Consider the following 15,876-nt stretch of genomic DNA (forward strand, 5'->3'; position numbering starts at 1 on the left):
ATTCCCCTCCAATGCGATATTGATAGTTAGCAAACTAACAGTGTGCATTTTCTCGTGCCGAACGATCTCGACGCTCTCCAGATGAACATCAGCAGTGCCATGGTGGTGGCCGCCAGGCATTGGCGGAAGATCTGCCAGACCACGCTGGTCAACTATGGAATTTCCGAAGCCTGCGCCGTGCCGCTATTGATGATCGGCCGCTTGGGCGAGGGCGTGCGCCAGGTGCAGGTGGCGCAGGCCGCCGGGATGGAGAGTCCGTCGCTGGTGCGTCTGCTCGATCAGTTGTGCCATTCCGGCTACGTCTGCCGTACCGAAGATGCTCAGGATCGCCGCGCGAAATGTCTGAGCCTGACCGACACCGGTCGCGAACTGGTGCAAGCGGTCGAGATCGAACTGGTGCGCCTGCGTCACGAGGTGCTCGAAGGCATCGATCAAAGCGATCTGGAAGCTACGCTTCGGGTACTCAGAGCTTTTGAGGCGGCCCATCCGCCTGTGGTGATCAATTCTTGAACGGTTTTTTCTCCGGCATTCCGCCCGCCCGTGACTGGTTCTACGGGATCCGTACGTTTGCAGCGTCGATGACCGCGCTGTACATCGCCTTGCTCATGCAAATGCCGCGTCCTTACTGGGCGATGGCCACGGTGTATATCGTCTCCAGCCCGTTTCTCGGGCCGACCAGCTCCAAGGCATTGTACCGGGCAGTCGGGACGTTTCTCGGGGCGGCGGCAGCGGTGCTGTTTGTGCCGATGTTCGTGCAGAGCCCGTATGTGCTGGTGGTGGTGATTGCTCTGTGGACAGGGATTCTGCTGTTCATGTCGTTGCACCTGCGCACGGCCAACAGCTATGCGTTGATGCTCGCCGGTTACACCTTGCCGCTGATTGCCTTGCCGACGGTGGATAACCCGCTGGCGGTGTGGGACGTGGCGGAAGCGCGCACGGAAGAAATTTTCCTCGGCATCGCCGTCGCCGCCGTGGTCGGTGCAATGTTCTGGCCGCGCCGTCTCGCACCGGTGTTCAACGACGCCGTTAGCAAGTGGTTCGCCGACGCCACGACGTACAGCCTGAAGTTCCTCAGCCGCGACGTGCAGCCCGAAGAAGTCACCGCGCTGCGCATGGCCATGGTTGCCAATTTCAACAGCCTTGAGCTGATGATCGGCCAGTTGCCCCACGAAGGCGCGCGGCCGCAAACCGTGCGCAACACCAAGGAACTGCGCGGACGGATGATTCACTTGTTGCCAGTGATCGATGCGCTGGAAGATTCGCTCTACGCCCTTGAGCGGCGCACGCCGGAACTGGTGGAAAAATTCGCACCGCTGCTCGTTGCAACGCGCGAATGGCTCAGTCACCAAGACGCCGATCTCGAGCGCTGGCAAGCGCTGAAAGATCAGCTCCAAGCCCTGCAACCGAGCGTCGAGGCGCTGGAGGATCGCAGGCAATTGCTGTTCTCCAACGCGATTTATCGCCTCGGTGAATTCATCGATCTGTGGCAGGACTGCCGCAGTCTGCAGGACGCGATTCTGTGCGAGCGCCAGGACAGCTGGCGCGCGGTTTACCGTCACTGGCGCCTCGGTCGCCTGACACCGTTTATCGATCGCGGGCTGATGCTGTATTCGGTGGTCTCGACGATTCTGGCGATCATTGTCGCCTCGGTGCTGTGGATTCTGCTCGGCTGGCCGGACGGCGGCAGCGCGGTCATTCTGGCGGCGGTGGCGTGCAGCTTCTTTGCGTCAATGGACGACCCGGCGCCGCAGATCTACCGGTTCTTTTTCTGGACCGGCATGTCGGTGCTGTTCGCCAGCCTTTATCTGTTTTTGATTCTGCCCAACCTGCATGATTTCCCGATGCTGGTGCTGGCGTTCTCCATCCCGTTTATTTGCGTCGGGACCCTGACGGTGCAGCCGCGGTTCTATCTCGGCATGCTGCTGACGCTGGTCAACACCTCGTCGTTCATCAGCATTCAGGGGGCGTACGACGCAGATTTTTTCGCCTTCGTGAATTCGAACCTGGCGGGGCCGATCGGCCTGTTGTTCGCCTTTATCTGGACGCTGGTGGCGCGCCCGTTTGGCGCCGAACTGGCGGCCAAGCGCCTGACCCGTTTCAGCTGGAAAGACATCGTCCACATGACCGAGCCGGCCAACCTCGCCGAGCACCGGCAATTGGGGGTGCAGTTGCTCGATCGGCTGATGCAGCACCTGCCGCGTCTGGCCCTGACGGGGCAGGACACCGGCATCGCCATGCGCGAAGTGCGCGTTGGCCTCAACCTGCTCGACTTGCTCGCCTATACCCCACGGGTGACCGGCGCGTCGAACGCTTTGTTGCAGCAAGTGGTCAGTGAAGTCGGCGAGTATTTCCGCGCCTGCCTCAAGGCCGGCGAACGCCTGCCGGCGCCGGCAGCGTTGCTGATGACCATGGACCGCGCGCGCCGTGTGCTCAATGGCCAGGGCGACGATGAAACCCGTCTGAACCTGTTGCACGCGTTGAGCGGTTTGCGTCTGGCGCTGTTGCCCGGTGTCGAATTCGTCTCCAGCGCCGAGCCCGAAGAACCGCTGCCCGAAGGAGCGCCCCTATGATCGGTGATCTGGACATCAGCGGCATCTTCCTGCCGACCCTGCTGGTGCTGATGGGCATCACTTATGCGCTGTTTCTGTTGGTGCATGGCGTGCTTCAGCGCCTGCACTTTTACCGTCTGGTCTGGCACCGGGCATTGTTCAACGTGGCCCTCTACGCGGTACTGCTGTACGGCGTGGACTCACTCAGTCGATACCTGATGACATGAAAAAACCGTTTTTGACCATCGGTCGCGTGGTACTGACCCTGCTGATCGTGACTTTTGCCGTTGTCCTCGTCTGGCGCATGGTGATGTATTACATGTTCGCGCCATGGACCCGCGACGGCCACATTCGCGCCGACATCATCCAGATCGCCCCGGACGTGTCCGGTTTGATTCAACAGGTTGAAGTAAAAGACAACCAGTTGATCAAGCGCGGCCAGGTGCTGTTCAGCATCGACCAGGACCGTTTCAAACTGGCCCTGCGTCAAGCCAAAGCGGCTGTCGCCGATCGCGAAGAAACCCTCGCCCAGGCCCAGCGTGAAGCCAAGCGTAACCGTGGCCTCGGCAACCTCGTGCCGGCCGAACAGCTGGAAGAAAGCCAGTCGAAGGTCGCCCGAGCGCAATCGGCGCTGGCCGAAGCGCTGGTCGCGGTGGACAGCGCGCAGCTCAACCTTGATCGCTCAGTGATCCGCAGTCCGGTGGACGGTTACGTCAACGACCGCGCGCCGCGTCCACAGGAATTCGTCACCGCCGGGCGCCCGGTGTTATCGGTGGTCGACAGCAATTCATTCCACATCGACGGCTATTTCGAAGAAACCAAACTCGACGGCATTCATGTCGGCCAGTCGGTGGACATCCGTGTGATCGGTGACCGCGCCAGGCTGCGCGGGCATGTCGAAAGCATCGTCGCCGGTATCGAAGACCGTGACCGCACCAGCGGCAGCAATCTGCTGCCCAACGTCAACCCGGCGTTCAGCTGGGTGCGGCTGGCGCAGCGGATTCCGGTGCGGATTGCCTTTGACGATGTGCCGGAAGATTTCCGCATGATCGCCGGGCGTACCGCTACTGTTTCGATCATCGACGATCAGCCTACCGACGACCGCAAGCCGGAGCCCGCGCAATGAAGCGGGCGCTGATGATCGCCGGGTTGGGCGTGATGCTCTCGGCCTGTCAGATGGTCGGGCCGGATTATCACGTGCCGGAGGATGCGGCGGTGCAGCGCAAGGATTTTCAGGGCGAACTGGCGGTGGCCGGCAAACCCGTCGTATCCGCGCCGGTGCCGGCGGACTGGTGGCGTCTTTATAAGGATGCGCGGCTGGATCAACTGGTGCAGCAGGCCATGGCCTCCAACACCGATTTGCGCGTCGCGGCGGCGAACCTGCAACGGGCGCGTGCTCAGGTCGATGAGGCTGAAGCGGCGGGCGGCTGGAGCGCTGGCGTGAAAATGGGCGCGCAGCGTTTGCAAGAGTCTGGTCAGGCATTCTTGCTGCCGGAAAAAGTCCCGGTGGATAACGTCGGCGACATCGGCATCAGCGCTTCTTATCAGTTCGATCTGTGGGGCACCTTGCAGCGCGGTATCGAAGGCGCAAAAGCCAATGCCGACGCGACCCAGGCCGCGGCAGACACGGCGCGGATCACCTTGGTGGCGGACGTCGTCCGTGCCTACACCCAGGTCTGCGCGGCCAACGAAGAACGGGAAATCGCCGAGCATTCCCTCGATCTGCAATCGCAAAGTACTACGCTGATCCAGCGTCTGCGCGACGCCGGTCGCGGTGACGAAACCCAGGTCACCCGTTCGCAAACCCAATTCAAATCTCTGCGCGCCGACTTGCCGCGCTATGAAGCCGCGCGTCAGGCCGGGCTGTTCCGTTTGTCGATGTTGCTGGCGAAACCGGTTGATCAGTTGCCCGACGGCACCGCGACCTGCGCCGAGTTGCCGAAAATCGCCCAATTGGTGCCGGTCGGCGATGGCGCTGCGCTGCTCAAACGTCGCCCGGACATTCGCCAGGCCGAACGGCGTCTGGCCGCTGCGACCGCCGGGATCGGCGTCGCCACGGGCGAGTTGTATCCGGACATCAGTTTCGGCGCGACCATCGGCACTGTTGGTCTCATTGATGATTTGGGTGATCCGTCGACCAACCGCTGGGGCTTTGGCCCGTCGCTGAGCTGGAAGGTGCCGACCAACGGCGCTCGTGCGCGCATCCGCGAGGCAGAAGCCGCAACCCAAGGCGCACTGGCGCATTTCGATGGCGTGGTGCTCAACGCCATTCGCGAAACCCAGACCGGTCTGGCCCAGTACAGCGCATTGCTGCAACGGCGCGACGCACTGGCCGATGCCGAGCAATCGGCAAAACTCGCCGCAGACCAGACTCACCGCTTCTTCCAGGCCGGCCGCGAGTCGTTTCTCGCCGACCTGCAAGCGACCCGCACCTACACCGATGTCACCGCGCAACTGGCCGCCGCCAATACCCAGGTCGCCATGAGCCAGATCGATTTGTTCCTCGCCTTGGGTGGCGGTTGGGAAAGCGGACGAACGCACGCTCCAAGCCCCGGCAAACCCTGAGGCCGTTGCTATGCTTTGAAGTGTTGAAGGGGTGCCCCGTGCAAAGCGCCTCTTCAGCGCACATTGCTAGCGCTGGTCTAGGGGAAACCAATAATGAAAAACCCTTACGCTCTCGGCTTCTGGTGCGCCCTCGCAGCGCTGGTGCTGCTCTCGGCCACCTATTTCTACGGCATCATGCTGGCCCACCAGATCGACAAGGCCATGGTTTTCCTCGACAGCGCCGTCGCGCTGATCGCGGTCATGGCAATCGTCGTCGTGGCGTGGGCGTCGGTTCAGGTGCAGCGCGTCAAAAAAAGGCAACTCGAACAGGGCAGGACCCTGGTGCTGATCTGGGACACCAAAGTCGCCCTGCGCCGGGTCGAAACTGTGTTCGACCGGTATTTCTGGGGCAGTTACTGGCAGCCCGGGCGCACCTTCGCCGAAGTCATGGGCGAACTCACCGGCACGCCACTGGAAAAAAGCCTCGAAGCGCTGAAAAAGCAGTGCCTGGAACTCGACAAGCAGATTGATGGCGAGGGCTGGCACTGGCTCAACAATGCCCGGGAATTATCCGATGTCGCCACGGCCATGGCCCGCGAGCGTTATCAACTGGATTTCTGCGACCCGCGCGCCGACGGGCCGGGCGGGGCGGTGATCGATCGGGATTTTGAAGTGCTGGTGTACACCTGGACTGCACGGCTGAAAAGCTTTGATCATCAACTGGATGAGATCGAGGTTCAGTATTCCTGATTTTCTGCTGAATCAACCGGCCCCTTCGCGAGCAGGCTCGCTCCTACATTTGGAACGCGTTCCCCTGTAGGAGTGAGCCTGCTCGCGAAGGCGGACTGAAAAACACCGAAACTCTCATTGCCTGCCGACTGTCCACTCTCCCCATAGACACTCTTTAACCTTTAAACATTGGGCCAGCTCCCGCGCCCGGTGCTAATCTCCACCGCTGAATTCAGCAGAGTCGAGCCGCGACCCGGTCACGGGTTCAGGGAAGACGACCCCACTCACAGCCACGGAAATCGATCAGGTCATTCATGAATAAATCAGCAGGCGTGCTCCTCGGAATTGTTGTTGCCATCGGCGCGATCAGCGCGGGCGGGGCCTGGTACACCGGGACCAAGATTGAAGGCGTGCTCAACAACGCCGTCAGCAATGCCAACCAGGAGCTGCAAACCGCCATGGCCGGCTCCAACGGCACCGCGTCGCTGGAACTGGTGTCGCTGGAACGCCACACCTTCACCAGCACCGCGCACTACCGCCTCAAAGGTGAAGGCGAGATGTTCGGTGATGCTCCGGTCGAACTGCTGTTCGTCGACCACATCGAACATGGCCCGCTGCCGTTCTCGCGTCTGGTTTCGCTGAAGTGGCTGCCGGTGATGGCTACCAGCAACTTCGAGCTGGAAAAGAGTCCGGCCACCGAGAAGTGGTTCGCCGCGACCAAGGGCGCCGCGCCGCTCAAAGGCGTGACCAGCCTCGGCTATGACGAATCCACCACCAGCACCCTCGACTTGCTGCCGTTCGAAACCGCACTGGATGAGCAGTCGAGCCTGAAGTTCTCCGGCCTGACCATGAACATCTCTGCCAACGCCAAAGCGCAGAAGGTCAAGGCGGACGGCTACATGGACAACCTGAAACTGGTCACTGTCGCCGAAGACCAGGCACCGGTGCAGGTCGAACTCAACGGCCTGACCCTGGCCAGCAACCTCGCCAAGAGCAGCTACGGCTACTACACCGGCGAGAACACCCTGGAGCTGTCCAACAGCAAAACCACCTTCGGCACCAAACAATCGGTACTCGGTGTGAAGAACTTCGAAATGAAGAACCTCACCGAAGAAAACGGCAGCAATGCCTCCGGTCGTGCGGACTACAAGATTGGTGAAGTCAGCCTCAACGACAAGAAAATCGGCTCGGCGAACATGGCCATGAGCCTGAAAAACCTCGATATTCCGTCGACGATGTCGCTGATGCAGATCTACCAGACCAAACTGCAGCCTTACGAAAAAGCCGCCGCCGAGGCGGCAGCACAAGGCCTGCCAGCGCCGGAGCTGAATCTGACCGAAGCTGAAAACGCCCAGGTCAAAGCCGATCTGCAGAAGCTGCTGGCGGCCGGTCCACAGATCGCGCTGGAAAACCTCTCGTTCAACACCGCCAACGGTGAGAGCAAGGCCAATCTGGTGATCGACCTGACCAAGCCGCAATCGATGGATCTGCCACCGGATCAACTGGGCAAACAGCTGATCGCCCTGCTTGACCTGAACATCAAGGTGTCCAAGCCGATGCTGATCGATCTGCTCAGCGTGCAGGCGCAGTTGGATAGCCAGACGGACGCCAAAGCCATCGTCGATCAGTCCAAAGAGGCGGCCGACATGTTCGCCGGCATGGCCGTCGGTTCGCAGTTGGCAGTCGTCGACGGCACCAACGTGGTGACCAAGCTGCATTACGCCGCCAATCAGGTCGAATTCAACGGCCAGAAAATGACCGTCGAGCAGTTCGTCGGCTTCCTGATGAGCAAGTTCGCCGGCGTCACGCAAGTGCAGTAATCCTGCGCTCTTAATAGCAACGCCCGGCCTCTGTATTGCACAGACGCCGGGCGTTTTGCTGTCTGGCGTTCGGGTTTGCGCTGTTCCGGCACAGCCGCCACGACGATTCTGAACAATTATTGTGTTCCGAAGATTGGTCTACGCTTGCGTGCAAGACTGCCTGACTAAGCTTGGCCGTTGAATGTGCATTGGCGGCCACCGTTACGAAAGGGCAAGGAGGGCATTGCGACCCGGCTGGCCATGTAAGGATGCTGACGAATGCCGCGTATTGATGTTCCTGTATTGCATCGTGGTTTACGCCCTTTGTTTCGAGTCGCGCTGTGCAGCCAATTGCTCTGGCCGGCACTGGCGTTTGCCGACACACCCTACGATCAGATGGTGCGCGACGCCCGTGCCGGGCAAACCACGTCGGCGCTGACGGTATTGCGTCAGGTGCCACCCGGCCAGTCGACGACCGGGCAGATCAGCGATCACCTGCAAATCGCCAGTTGGGCCGGCCTCGATGCCGAAGTGGCGCAGGTCTATGAAACCCAGGGCCGCAACCGCGTCCTGCCGGTGCAGGCGCTGACCGCCGCCGCTCGCGCCTACCGCAACCTCAAACGTTGGGATCAAGCCACGCAGGTCTACAACAAAGCCCTGGCGCTGGAGCCGGATAACGCCGACCTGCAACTGGGGCTGGCGTTGACTCAGGCGGACGCCGGCAAACCGGACGAAGCCGTGACTCGCGCCAAAGCACTGGTCGCAGCCAAACCCGATGATCCGTCGCGCCGTCTCGCACTGGGCTATGCATTGACGCGCGCGGGCAAGCAGTACGACGCGCTGTTCGAATACGATCAAGCCTTCAAACGCGCCGGCAGCAAACCGGAGGTCGCTCGCGAGTACGTGGCTGCTCTGCAACAGGCACGTCTGCCGGAACCGGCGCTGCGTCTGGCCAGGCAGCGTCCGGGATTGATCGACCCGGTGACCCTGCGCCGTCTCGAAGGCGATCTGGCTGCCGAGCGCGTGCGCCTCGCCGAACTCGCCACCCGCAGCGAAAAAGAACGCTACGTCATCGCCGATCGCGCGCTGGCCGATTACGACAAACTGCTCGCCACCTGGACGCCGGACGCCGGTGCCAGGGACGACGTCACCCGTTGGCGCATCGACCGCATGGGCGCACTAAAAGCCCGCGCGCGCACCGCTGACGTCATCTCTGAATACCAGAAACTGCAAGCCGAAGGCGTGAAGATTCCGACTTACGCCCTGCGCTGGGTGGCAGCGTCGTATCTGGATCAGCGTCAGCCGGAAACCGCCACGGACCTGTATCGCCAAGTGCTGTCGGCGCCAGACGCTGATTCTGGCGATCGTCTCGAAGACACCACCGCGCTGTATTACTCGCTGCTGGAAAGCGACCGCGCCGATGAGGCACGCAAAGTCGCCGAAGATCTGGCCAGGTCGCAGCGTCCGCGCGTCGAACTCAAAGGATTGCCTATCGGCAACCCTAACGATGAATGGATGGACGCCCAGCAACTCGCGGCACAGGCCGGCACCTACGGTTCCGATCTGCCCCACGGCGAGGAGCGCTTGCAGACGCTGGTCGATCAGGCGCCGGGCAACGTCGGTTTACGTCTGGCTCAGGCCGATTTATACCTGGCCCGCAGCTGGCCGCGCCGCGCAGAAATGCAGCTCAAGGAAACCGAGAGCATGGTGCCGCGCAACATGGGCCTGGAAATCGGCCAGGCCCGCACCGCGATGGAATTGCAGGAATGGCGGCAAATGGATGCGCTGACCGATGATGTTGTCGCGCGTTATCCGGATAACCGCCAGGTGCAGCGTCTGGCCCGTGAACGCGAAGTGCATGACATGTCCGAGCTGCGCGTCGAAGCCTACGGCGGCAAGGCCAATGGCGGCGGCAGCGGCGATGCCGGTGCCGTCAGCGGCAGCCGCGATTTTGGCATCCAGACCACCCTGTACAGCCCGCCCATCGACGAAGACTGGCGCGTGTTCGCCGGGGCCGGTTACGCCACCGGCGATTTCGCCGAAGGCACCGGCCACCACCGCTTCCAGCGCGTCGGCCTGGAACGGCGCACCCGCGACATGACCCTTGAAGCGGAAGTCTCCAATCACGATTACGGTTTCGGCGACAAACAAGGCGCGCGGCTGGCGATCGCCCGTGACATCAATGACCACTGGCAGTACGGCGGCAGCCTCGAATACCTCTCGGCCGAGACGCCATTGCGCGCGCTCAACAGTGACATCAAGGCCAATGGCGGCAGCGGTTTTATCCGTTGGCGCGCCAATGAGAGCCGTGAGTGGCGTCTGTCGGTCAGCCCGTCGCACTTCAGCGACGGCAACAACCGTGTCGAAGCCTTGCTCACTGGTCGCGAGGGCGTCTACAGCGCACCGAACGTGCAGGTCGATGCGGGACTGGAAGTCGGCACCAGCCACAACTCCAAGTCTGATGACGTGCCGTACTTCAACCCCAAATCCGACTTCAGCGTGATGCCGCTGGTCAACGTCAATCACGTGCTCTACCACCGCTACGAAACGGCCTGGAGCCAGCAGTTCCAGGCCGGCGCGGGAACGTACAGCCAGCGTGATCACGGCACCGGCGGCATGGCCTTGCTCGGTTACGGCCAGCGTTATGCCTGGAACGACGTGTTCGAGGTCGGCGGTTTGTTCAGTGTGATCAACCGGCCTTACGACGGTGATCGGGAGACCGATCTGCGTCTGCTCGTCGACCTCACTTTCCGCTTCTAGAAGAGTTTGAAGATGCCTTTGATTTCGCGTTTCATCCTTCTGCTGGGAGCGCTGCTGGTCAGCGCCTGTGCCCAGCAAGCTCCGGCCTTCGCGCCACCGTCCGAGCGCCCACTGGCGGCCAGTGAAAAACCGTGGCCGAAAAATCACGTGCTCGGCATCGCCTATCACGATGTTGAAGATCGCGACCCCGATCAGGCCGTGGTGGCGGTGCGCACCGAGCGCCTGATCGAGCAGCTTGCCTGGTTGCGCGAGAACGGCTACAAACCGGTGACGGTCGACCAGATCATGGCGGCGCGCAAGGGCGGCCCGGAGCTGCCGGCGAAAGCGATCCTGCTCAGCTTCGACGACGGTTATTCAAGCTTTTACACCCGCGTGTTGCCGGTGCTGCGCGCCTACAACTGGCATGCCTTGCTGGCGCCGGTTGGCAGCTGGGTCGACACGCCGCTCAATCAACCGGTGGATTTCGCCGGCACCCCGCGTGCGCGCTCCGACTTCCTGACCTGGGATCAGGTGCGCGAGATCTCGCAATCGGGCCTGGTGGAAATCGCCGCACACACCGACGCCAACCACAAAGGCATCCTGGCCAACCCGCAAGGCAACCTGCAGCCTGCCGCTGCGACCCGGCGCTACGATCCGCTGACCAGGCGCTATGAGTCCGAGGCCGAATTCCAGGCCCGGATTCGCACCGACGTGAACAACATCTCGGAGAAAATCCGCAAGGTCACCGGCAAGAAACCACGGGTCTGGGTCTGGCCGTATGGCGCGGCGGATGGCACCTCGCTGACCGTGGTCGGTGAGGAGGGCTACGAAATGGCCCTGACCCTGGACGACGGTCTCGACACCCTCGACAACCTGATGAGCAGTCCGCGGTTCCTTGTCGCCTCCGACCCTGACGGCGAGCACTTCGCCAACAGCATCGTCGACGTGCAGTCGGATCTGCCCATGCGCGTGGTGCATGTCGATCTGGACAACGTTTACGACCCGGATCCGGCGCAGCAGGACATCAACCTCGGCAAACTGGTGCAGCGCATGGCGGACATGGGCGCCAACACTGTGTTCCTGCAAGCCTTCGCCGATCCAAAGGGCGATGGTCTGGTGCATTCGCTGTACTTTCCCAACCGCCACTTGCCGGTGCGCGCCGACATCTTCGATCGGGTTGCCTGGCAACTGCGCACCCGCGCGCATGTGAAGGTGTTTGCGTGGATGCCGGTGCTGAGCTTCGGCCTTGATTCGAAGTTGCCGCGTGTGACCCGCTGGGACCCGAAAACCGGCACCACCGCAGTCGATCCTGATCAATACGAACGCCTGTCGCCGTTTGATCCGGAAGTACGGCGGATCATCGGTGAAATCTACGAGGACGTGGCGCGCCTGACCTCGGTCGACGGCATCCTCTATCACGACGATGCGCTGCTCTCGGACTTCGAAGACGCCAGCCCCGAGGCCTTGAAAGCCTACGTCACCCACGGTTTGCCGGGTTCGATTGCCGCGCTGCGCGATGACCCGGCCGCGATGCAGCGCTGGACACGCTTCAAGAGCAAATACCTCATCGATTTCACCAACGAGCTGACCGCCAAAGTCCGCGCCATCCGTGGCCCGCAGGTGCAGACCGCACGCAATATTTTCGCCGAGCCGATGCTCAATCCACACAGCGAAGAGTGGTACGCACAGAACCTCGACGACTTCCTCGTGACCTACGACTGGACGGCGCCGATGGCCATGCCGCTGATGGAAAAACAGACCCAGGCAGAGTCCGGCCCGTGGCTGGAAGCGCTGGTGGCCACGGTCAAGAAGCGCCCCGGCGCGCTGGAGCGCACGGTGTTCGAATTGCAGGCGCGGGACTGGACGAAAAAGGATCAGGCCGACATCGACGGTGCGCATCTGGCCGACTGGATGCGCCGTCTCAAGCGCCAGGGCGCGACCAGTTTCGGCTACTACCCGGACAACTTCCTCGACAACCTGCCGGACCTGAAAACCGTAAGGCCTGCGCTCTCCAACAAATGGAATCCATAACATGCTGGATAGACTGTTAGCCCTGCTTGTTCTGGCGATCGTCCTCGGCGTTCCGCTGGGGCTGATCTTCCTGGTGACCGGGCAGTTCCTGATGGACTTCGTGTTCTTCTACCCGCTGTTCATGTCCGGGTTGTGGATTGCCGGTGGTCTGTACTTCTGGCTGCACTGGGAGCGCCACTGGCCATGGAAGGACGACACCTTGCCACCGCCACTGGCGGGTGAGCCGCTGATCTCGATCCTGATCCCTTGCTACAACGAAGGCGACAACGCCGCCGACACCATCCACGCGGCGCTGGCCCAGCACTACCCGAACATCGAAGTCATCGCGATCAACGACGGCTCCAAGGACAACACCGCCGAGGTGCTGGATGCGCTGGCCAAGGAAGACCCGCGTCTGCGCGTGCTGCATCTGGCGGAAAATCAGGGCAAGGCTGTCGCTCTGCGCATGGGCGCGATTGCTGCGCGCAGTGAGTATCTGGTGTGCATCGACGGCGACGCGCTGCTGGCGCCGAACACCGCAGCCTATCTGGTTGCACCGATGCTGGATAACGCACGTCTCGGTGCGGTGACCGGTAACCCACGGATCCGTACGCGCTCAACGTTGGTCGGGCGGGTGCAGGTCGGTGAGTTCTCGTCGATCATCGGGCTCATTAAGCGTACGCAACGGGTGTTCGGGCGGATCTTTACTGTGTCCGGCGTGATCGTCGCGTTCCGCCGTACCGCGCTGAACCGCGTCGGTTACTGGAGCCCGGACATGATCACCGAAGACATCGACATCAGCTGGAAGCTGCAACTGGATCACTGGAGCATCTTCTACGAGCCGCGCGCGCTGTGCTGGATCCTCATGCCAGAAACCCTCGGCGGCCTGTGGAAGCAGCGTCTGCGCTGGGCCCAGGGCGGCGCCGAAGTGCTGTTCAAGAACATTCGTGGCATCTGGCAATACCGCCACCGCTACCTGTGGCCGCTGCTGTTCGAATACTGCCTGTCGACCGGTTGGGCATTTACCTTCCTGTTGTCGGTGATCTTCTGGGGCGTCGGCAAGTTCGTGGTCATGCCGGAAGCCATTGCGGTGCATCACCTGATGCCGCCGGCGTTTACCGGGTTGTTGCTGGCGTTTGTCTGCCTGGTGCAGTTCGCGGTCAGCATCGTCATCGATCGGCGCTACGAGCCGGGGCTGGGCCGGACAATGTTCTGGGTGGTCTGGTATCCGTTGGTGTTCTGGTTTATCAGCCTGCTGACCACGTTGGTCAGTTTCCCCAAGGTGTTGTTCGGTCAACATCAGAAGCGAGCGCGTTGGGTCAGTCCCGACCGGGGTATCAAACCGATCGGCGACGATGAAGAGGAAGTCATCAAATGAAAATCATCCGGACTCGCCAGCGGCCCTTTCTGGTCGTGATCGATGTGATCCTCACCGTGCTGGCCTGGGTTGGCCTGCTGTTTCTGCTGATCCGTGGCTTGTGGCCGCTGATCGAAACGCATGCGGGCGGGCCGCTGATCGATAAATCGGCGTTCGACGCGCTGGGCACCTTAGAGATCTATCTGTGGGTGGCTTTGGTCAATGCGGTAATTCTGATCGGTTGGGCGCGTTATCAGCAGCGCAAAAGCCGCAGCTTCGCCCAGCGTCGGCTGCCATCGCCGGTGATCGACGATGCGGGGCTGAGCAAGAGCTTCAAGCTTTGCGATGAGCGCTTTCAGAAACTGCGCACGCCGGGGGTGATGACCATTCACAACGATCAGGACGGCGACATCAGCCATGTGGTGACGCATTTCTGGCCGGTCCAGCCGCAGGAGCTGCCACCGCCGCTGGCACCGCTGGAGCACCCGCGGGTGATCTTTCTGCATGCTGAGGATGACGATAATCGCGAGCCCCTGAATCGTCTTTCCTGATGGCGAAAACCCTGCGGGAGCGTGGTCAGATCTGGATCAATGTCCACGCTTCTTCCATCGGCAGCGGCTGCTTCATCCTTTCGGCCAACAGCGCCATCGCACGTTCTTTCTCGCAGGCGACTGCAGCGACCAGCACACCGCTTCTGCCGAACAGCCCAATGAATGGCGGTTGCTCGGGCTCGCCTAGAAACTCCACTTCATCCCAGTGTTCGGCGTGGCCGAGGTAGTCGTAATTCCTGCCGAAATGCCAGGTCCAGAAAAACGGCACGTCGAGGTAATGCTCATCGCCACCGAGCATATTGGCAGCGGCGATGCGTGCGTGTTGCTGGGCCAGGCGCCAGTGTTCGATGCGTTGCGGCTGGCCGTGCAGCGGGAAAGTAGCGATGTCGCCGATCGCCCACAGTCCTTCGGTAATGCGCATGCCGTCATCTACGCGCAGTGACTGATCTTTTTCTTTCGGCAGTGACGCGAACGCCTCGGTGGCCGGATGTACGCCGATCCCTGCCAGCACCAGATCGGCAGAAAGCCGCAGGCCATTGTCCAGCAGCACGGCTTCGACTTTGCCGTCGCCGATGATCTCTGTCGCTTCGTGCTCGGTGATGAATTTCACCCCGTGCTGTTCGTGCAGCGCCCGGATCGCCTGGCCCACGGCCTCGCCGAATTGCGCGGCGAAAGGTATGGCGTGGCGCGCGAGTACTGTGACGTCGAGGCCGTGCTGACGCAGGGCCGAGGCGCATTCGAGGGCGATGAAGCTGTCGCCGATGATGACGGCGCGTTGATCCGGTGTTGCTGTGTTCATGATCTGTTCGGCCTGGGCTTTTGAGCGCAGGACGAACACTTGGGGCAGTTCAGCACCGGGCAACTTCAGCGGGTTGGGCTGGCCACCGGTGGCCAGTACGGCGGCGTCATAGTTCAGGGTCTGGCCGTCGTTGAGCTGCAGGGTTTTGGCCTGGGCATCCAGTGCGGTGATTTCGCCGTGCAGGCGTTCGATACGCTGCTCGTTATAGAAAGCTTCATCGCGCAGCGCCGGGGTTTCTGCCGCCGGCATTTCCCCGGCGAGAACAAATTTGCTCAGCACAGTGCGGTCGTAGCCGGCATCCGACTCACGATCAATCATCACGATCCGACCACCAAAACCCTTTTCCCGTAACGCCGCCGCGCACGCCGTACCTGCCGCTCCGGCACCGACGATCACGAATGTGCGCGAATCATCGGCCGGAGGCGTATGTGGATCTGTCAGTGGTTGATCATCAACCCAAACCTCGTCGCCGCGAATCTCCAGCGGGTAGCGCTTGAGACTGTCGAGCGCCGGAGGCTCGCACAACGCGCCATCCTCAGCGCGATACGCCGCCTTGTGCCACGGACAAATCAGGCGACCGTGACACAACGCACCGTCAGCCAACGGGGCGCCGGCATGCGGGCATTCGCCCTGAAAGGCGCGTAATTGGCCATTCGTGCGCAGCAGCACAATCTTGCACTCGCCGATTTCAACTTGCAGGCCACGGTCTTCAGGCACATCGGCAATACGGGCGACACAGTGCAGGGGCATGAGCGGCTTCCTCGCGGGCATTTCTCTTGTGAGTTTGCGCAGGAGTGCG

General features: G+C 61.7%; 12 protein-coding genes. 11 read left to right on the forward strand and 1 reads right to left on the reverse strand.

The window, feature by feature from the left end; translation table 11 throughout:
- Positions 1–81 precede the first annotated feature (81 nt).
- The 11 genes from ACM6IV_RS19725 to pgaD all read left to right on the forward strand — a co-directional run bounded on the left by ACM6IV_RS19725 (position 82) and on the right by pgaD (position 14,278).
- A complete protein-coding gene (locus tag ACM6IV_RS19725; protein WP_236430533.1) occupies positions 82–510 on the forward strand; it encodes a MarR family winged helix-turn-helix transcriptional regulator in 429 nt (142 codons plus the stop codon).
- Positions 507–2,570: an FUSC family protein gene (locus ACM6IV_RS19730; protein ID WP_414871288.1), complete on the forward strand. Its 2,064-nt coding sequence runs from the start codon at positions 507–509 to the stop codon at positions 2,568–2,570. Before ACM6IV_RS19725 ends, ACM6IV_RS19730 begins: the two co-directional genes overlap by 4 nt.
- Entirely contained in the window at positions 2,567–2,776 is a 210-nt protein-coding gene (locus tag ACM6IV_RS19735) for a DUF1656 domain-containing protein (RefSeq protein WP_414871289.1), read from the forward strand. The genes ACM6IV_RS19730 and ACM6IV_RS19735 overlap by 4 nt, the downstream gene beginning before the upstream one ends.
- The gene (locus ACM6IV_RS19740) at positions 2,773–3,675 is read left to right on the forward strand and encodes an efflux RND transporter periplasmic adaptor subunit (protein ID WP_414871290.1); all 903 of its coding nucleotides are present in this window, start codon (positions 2,773–2,775) and stop codon (positions 3,673–3,675) included. The genes ACM6IV_RS19735 and ACM6IV_RS19740 overlap by 4 nt, the downstream gene beginning before the upstream one ends.
- A complete protein-coding gene (locus ACM6IV_RS19745; RefSeq protein ID WP_414871291.1) occupies positions 3,672–5,114 on the forward strand; it encodes an efflux transporter outer membrane subunit in 1,443 nt (480 codons plus the stop codon). Before ACM6IV_RS19740 ends, ACM6IV_RS19745 begins: the two co-directional genes overlap by 4 nt.
- 93 nt (positions 5,115–5,207) lie before the next feature.
- Entirely contained in the window at positions 5,208–5,843 is a 636-nt protein-coding gene (locus ACM6IV_RS19750; RefSeq protein WP_414871292.1) for an NADH:ubiquinone oxidoreductase subunit N, read from the forward strand.
- 293 nt (positions 5,844–6,136) lie between these two features.
- On the forward strand, positions 6,137–7,642 hold the full coding sequence (locus ACM6IV_RS19755; protein WP_414871293.1) for a YdgA family protein: 1,506 nt from the start codon (positions 6,137–6,139) through the stop codon (positions 7,640–7,642).
- A gap of 258 nt (positions 7,643–7,900) precedes the next feature.
- Positions 7,901–10,381 carry a poly-beta-1,6 N-acetyl-D-glucosamine export porin PgaA gene (pgaA, locus tag ACM6IV_RS19760; protein WP_414871294.1) on the forward strand — a complete coding sequence of 827 codons (2,481 nt, stop codon included), beginning with the start codon at positions 7,901–7,903 and terminating at the stop codon, positions 10,379–10,381.
- Between the two features lie 12 nt (positions 10,382–10,393).
- Positions 10,394–12,391: a poly-beta-1,6-N-acetyl-D-glucosamine N-deacetylase PgaB gene (gene pgaB / locus ACM6IV_RS19765; RefSeq protein ID WP_414871295.1), complete on the forward strand. Its 1,998-nt coding sequence runs from the start codon at positions 10,394–10,396 to the stop codon at positions 12,389–12,391.
- A gap of 1 nt (position 12,392) precedes the next feature.
- Entirely contained in the window at positions 12,393–13,748 is a 1,356-nt protein-coding gene (gene pgaC / locus ACM6IV_RS19770) for a poly-beta-1,6-N-acetyl-D-glucosamine synthase (protein WP_414871296.1), read from the forward strand.
- Entirely contained in the window at positions 13,745–14,278 is a 534-nt protein-coding gene (pgaD, locus tag ACM6IV_RS19775; protein ID WP_414871297.1) for a poly-beta-1,6-N-acetyl-D-glucosamine biosynthesis protein PgaD, read from the forward strand. The genes pgaC and pgaD overlap by 4 nt, the downstream gene beginning before the upstream one ends.
- Before the next feature lie 25 nt (positions 14,279–14,303).
- Here the strand turns inward: pgaD and ACM6IV_RS19780 are convergent, their stop codons facing one another.
- Positions 14,304–15,827: an FAD-dependent oxidoreductase gene (locus ACM6IV_RS19780; RefSeq protein WP_414871298.1), complete on the reverse strand. Its 1,524-nt coding sequence runs from the start codon at positions 15,825–15,827 to the stop codon at positions 14,304–14,306.
- Positions 15,828–15,876: the final 49 nt, after the last annotated feature.

Source organism: Pseudomonas sp. IT-347P, assembly GCF_949768005.1.
In the GTDB taxonomy this organism is placed as follows: Bacteria; Pseudomonadota; Gammaproteobacteria; order Pseudomonadales; family Pseudomonadaceae; genus Aquipseudomonas.

Bases quoted from the DNA above. Each gene is read 5' to 3' on its own strand.
- ACM6IV_RS19745 (WP_414871291.1), top strand. From the start codon at position 3,672: ATGAAGCGGGCGCTGATGATCGCCGGGTTGGGCGTGATGCTCTCGGCC.
- ACM6IV_RS19780 (WP_414871298.1), bottom strand. From the start codon at position 15,827: ATGCCCCTGCACTGTGTCGCCCGTATTGCCGATGTGCCTGAAGACCGT.
- pgaD (WP_414871297.1), top strand. From the start codon at position 13,745: ATGAAAATCATCCGGACTCGCCAGCGGCCCTTTCTGGTCGTGATCGAT.
- pgaA (WP_414871294.1), top strand. From the start codon at position 7,901: ATGCCGCGTATTGATGTTCCTGTATTGCATCGTGGTTTACGCCCTTTG.
- ACM6IV_RS19735 (WP_414871289.1), top strand. From the start codon at position 2,567: ATGATCGGTGATCTGGACATCAGCGGCATCTTCCTGCCGACCCTGCTG.
- ACM6IV_RS19755 (WP_414871293.1), top strand. From the start codon at position 6,137: ATGAATAAATCAGCAGGCGTGCTCCTCGGAATTGTTGTTGCCATCGGC.
- ACM6IV_RS19725 (WP_236430533.1), top strand. From the start codon at position 82: ATGAACATCAGCAGTGCCATGGTGGTGGCCGCCAGGCATTGGCGGAAG.
- pgaB (WP_414871295.1), top strand. From the start codon at position 10,394: ATGCCTTTGATTTCGCGTTTCATCCTTCTGCTGGGAGCGCTGCTGGTC.
- ACM6IV_RS19740 (WP_414871290.1), top strand. From the start codon at position 2,773: ATGAAAAAACCGTTTTTGACCATCGGTCGCGTGGTACTGACCCTGCTG.
- pgaC (WP_414871296.1), top strand. From the start codon at position 12,393: ATGCTGGATAGACTGTTAGCCCTGCTTGTTCTGGCGATCGTCCTCGGC.
- ACM6IV_RS19750 (WP_414871292.1), top strand. From the start codon at position 5,208: ATGAAAAACCCTTACGCTCTCGGCTTCTGGTGCGCCCTCGCAGCGCTG.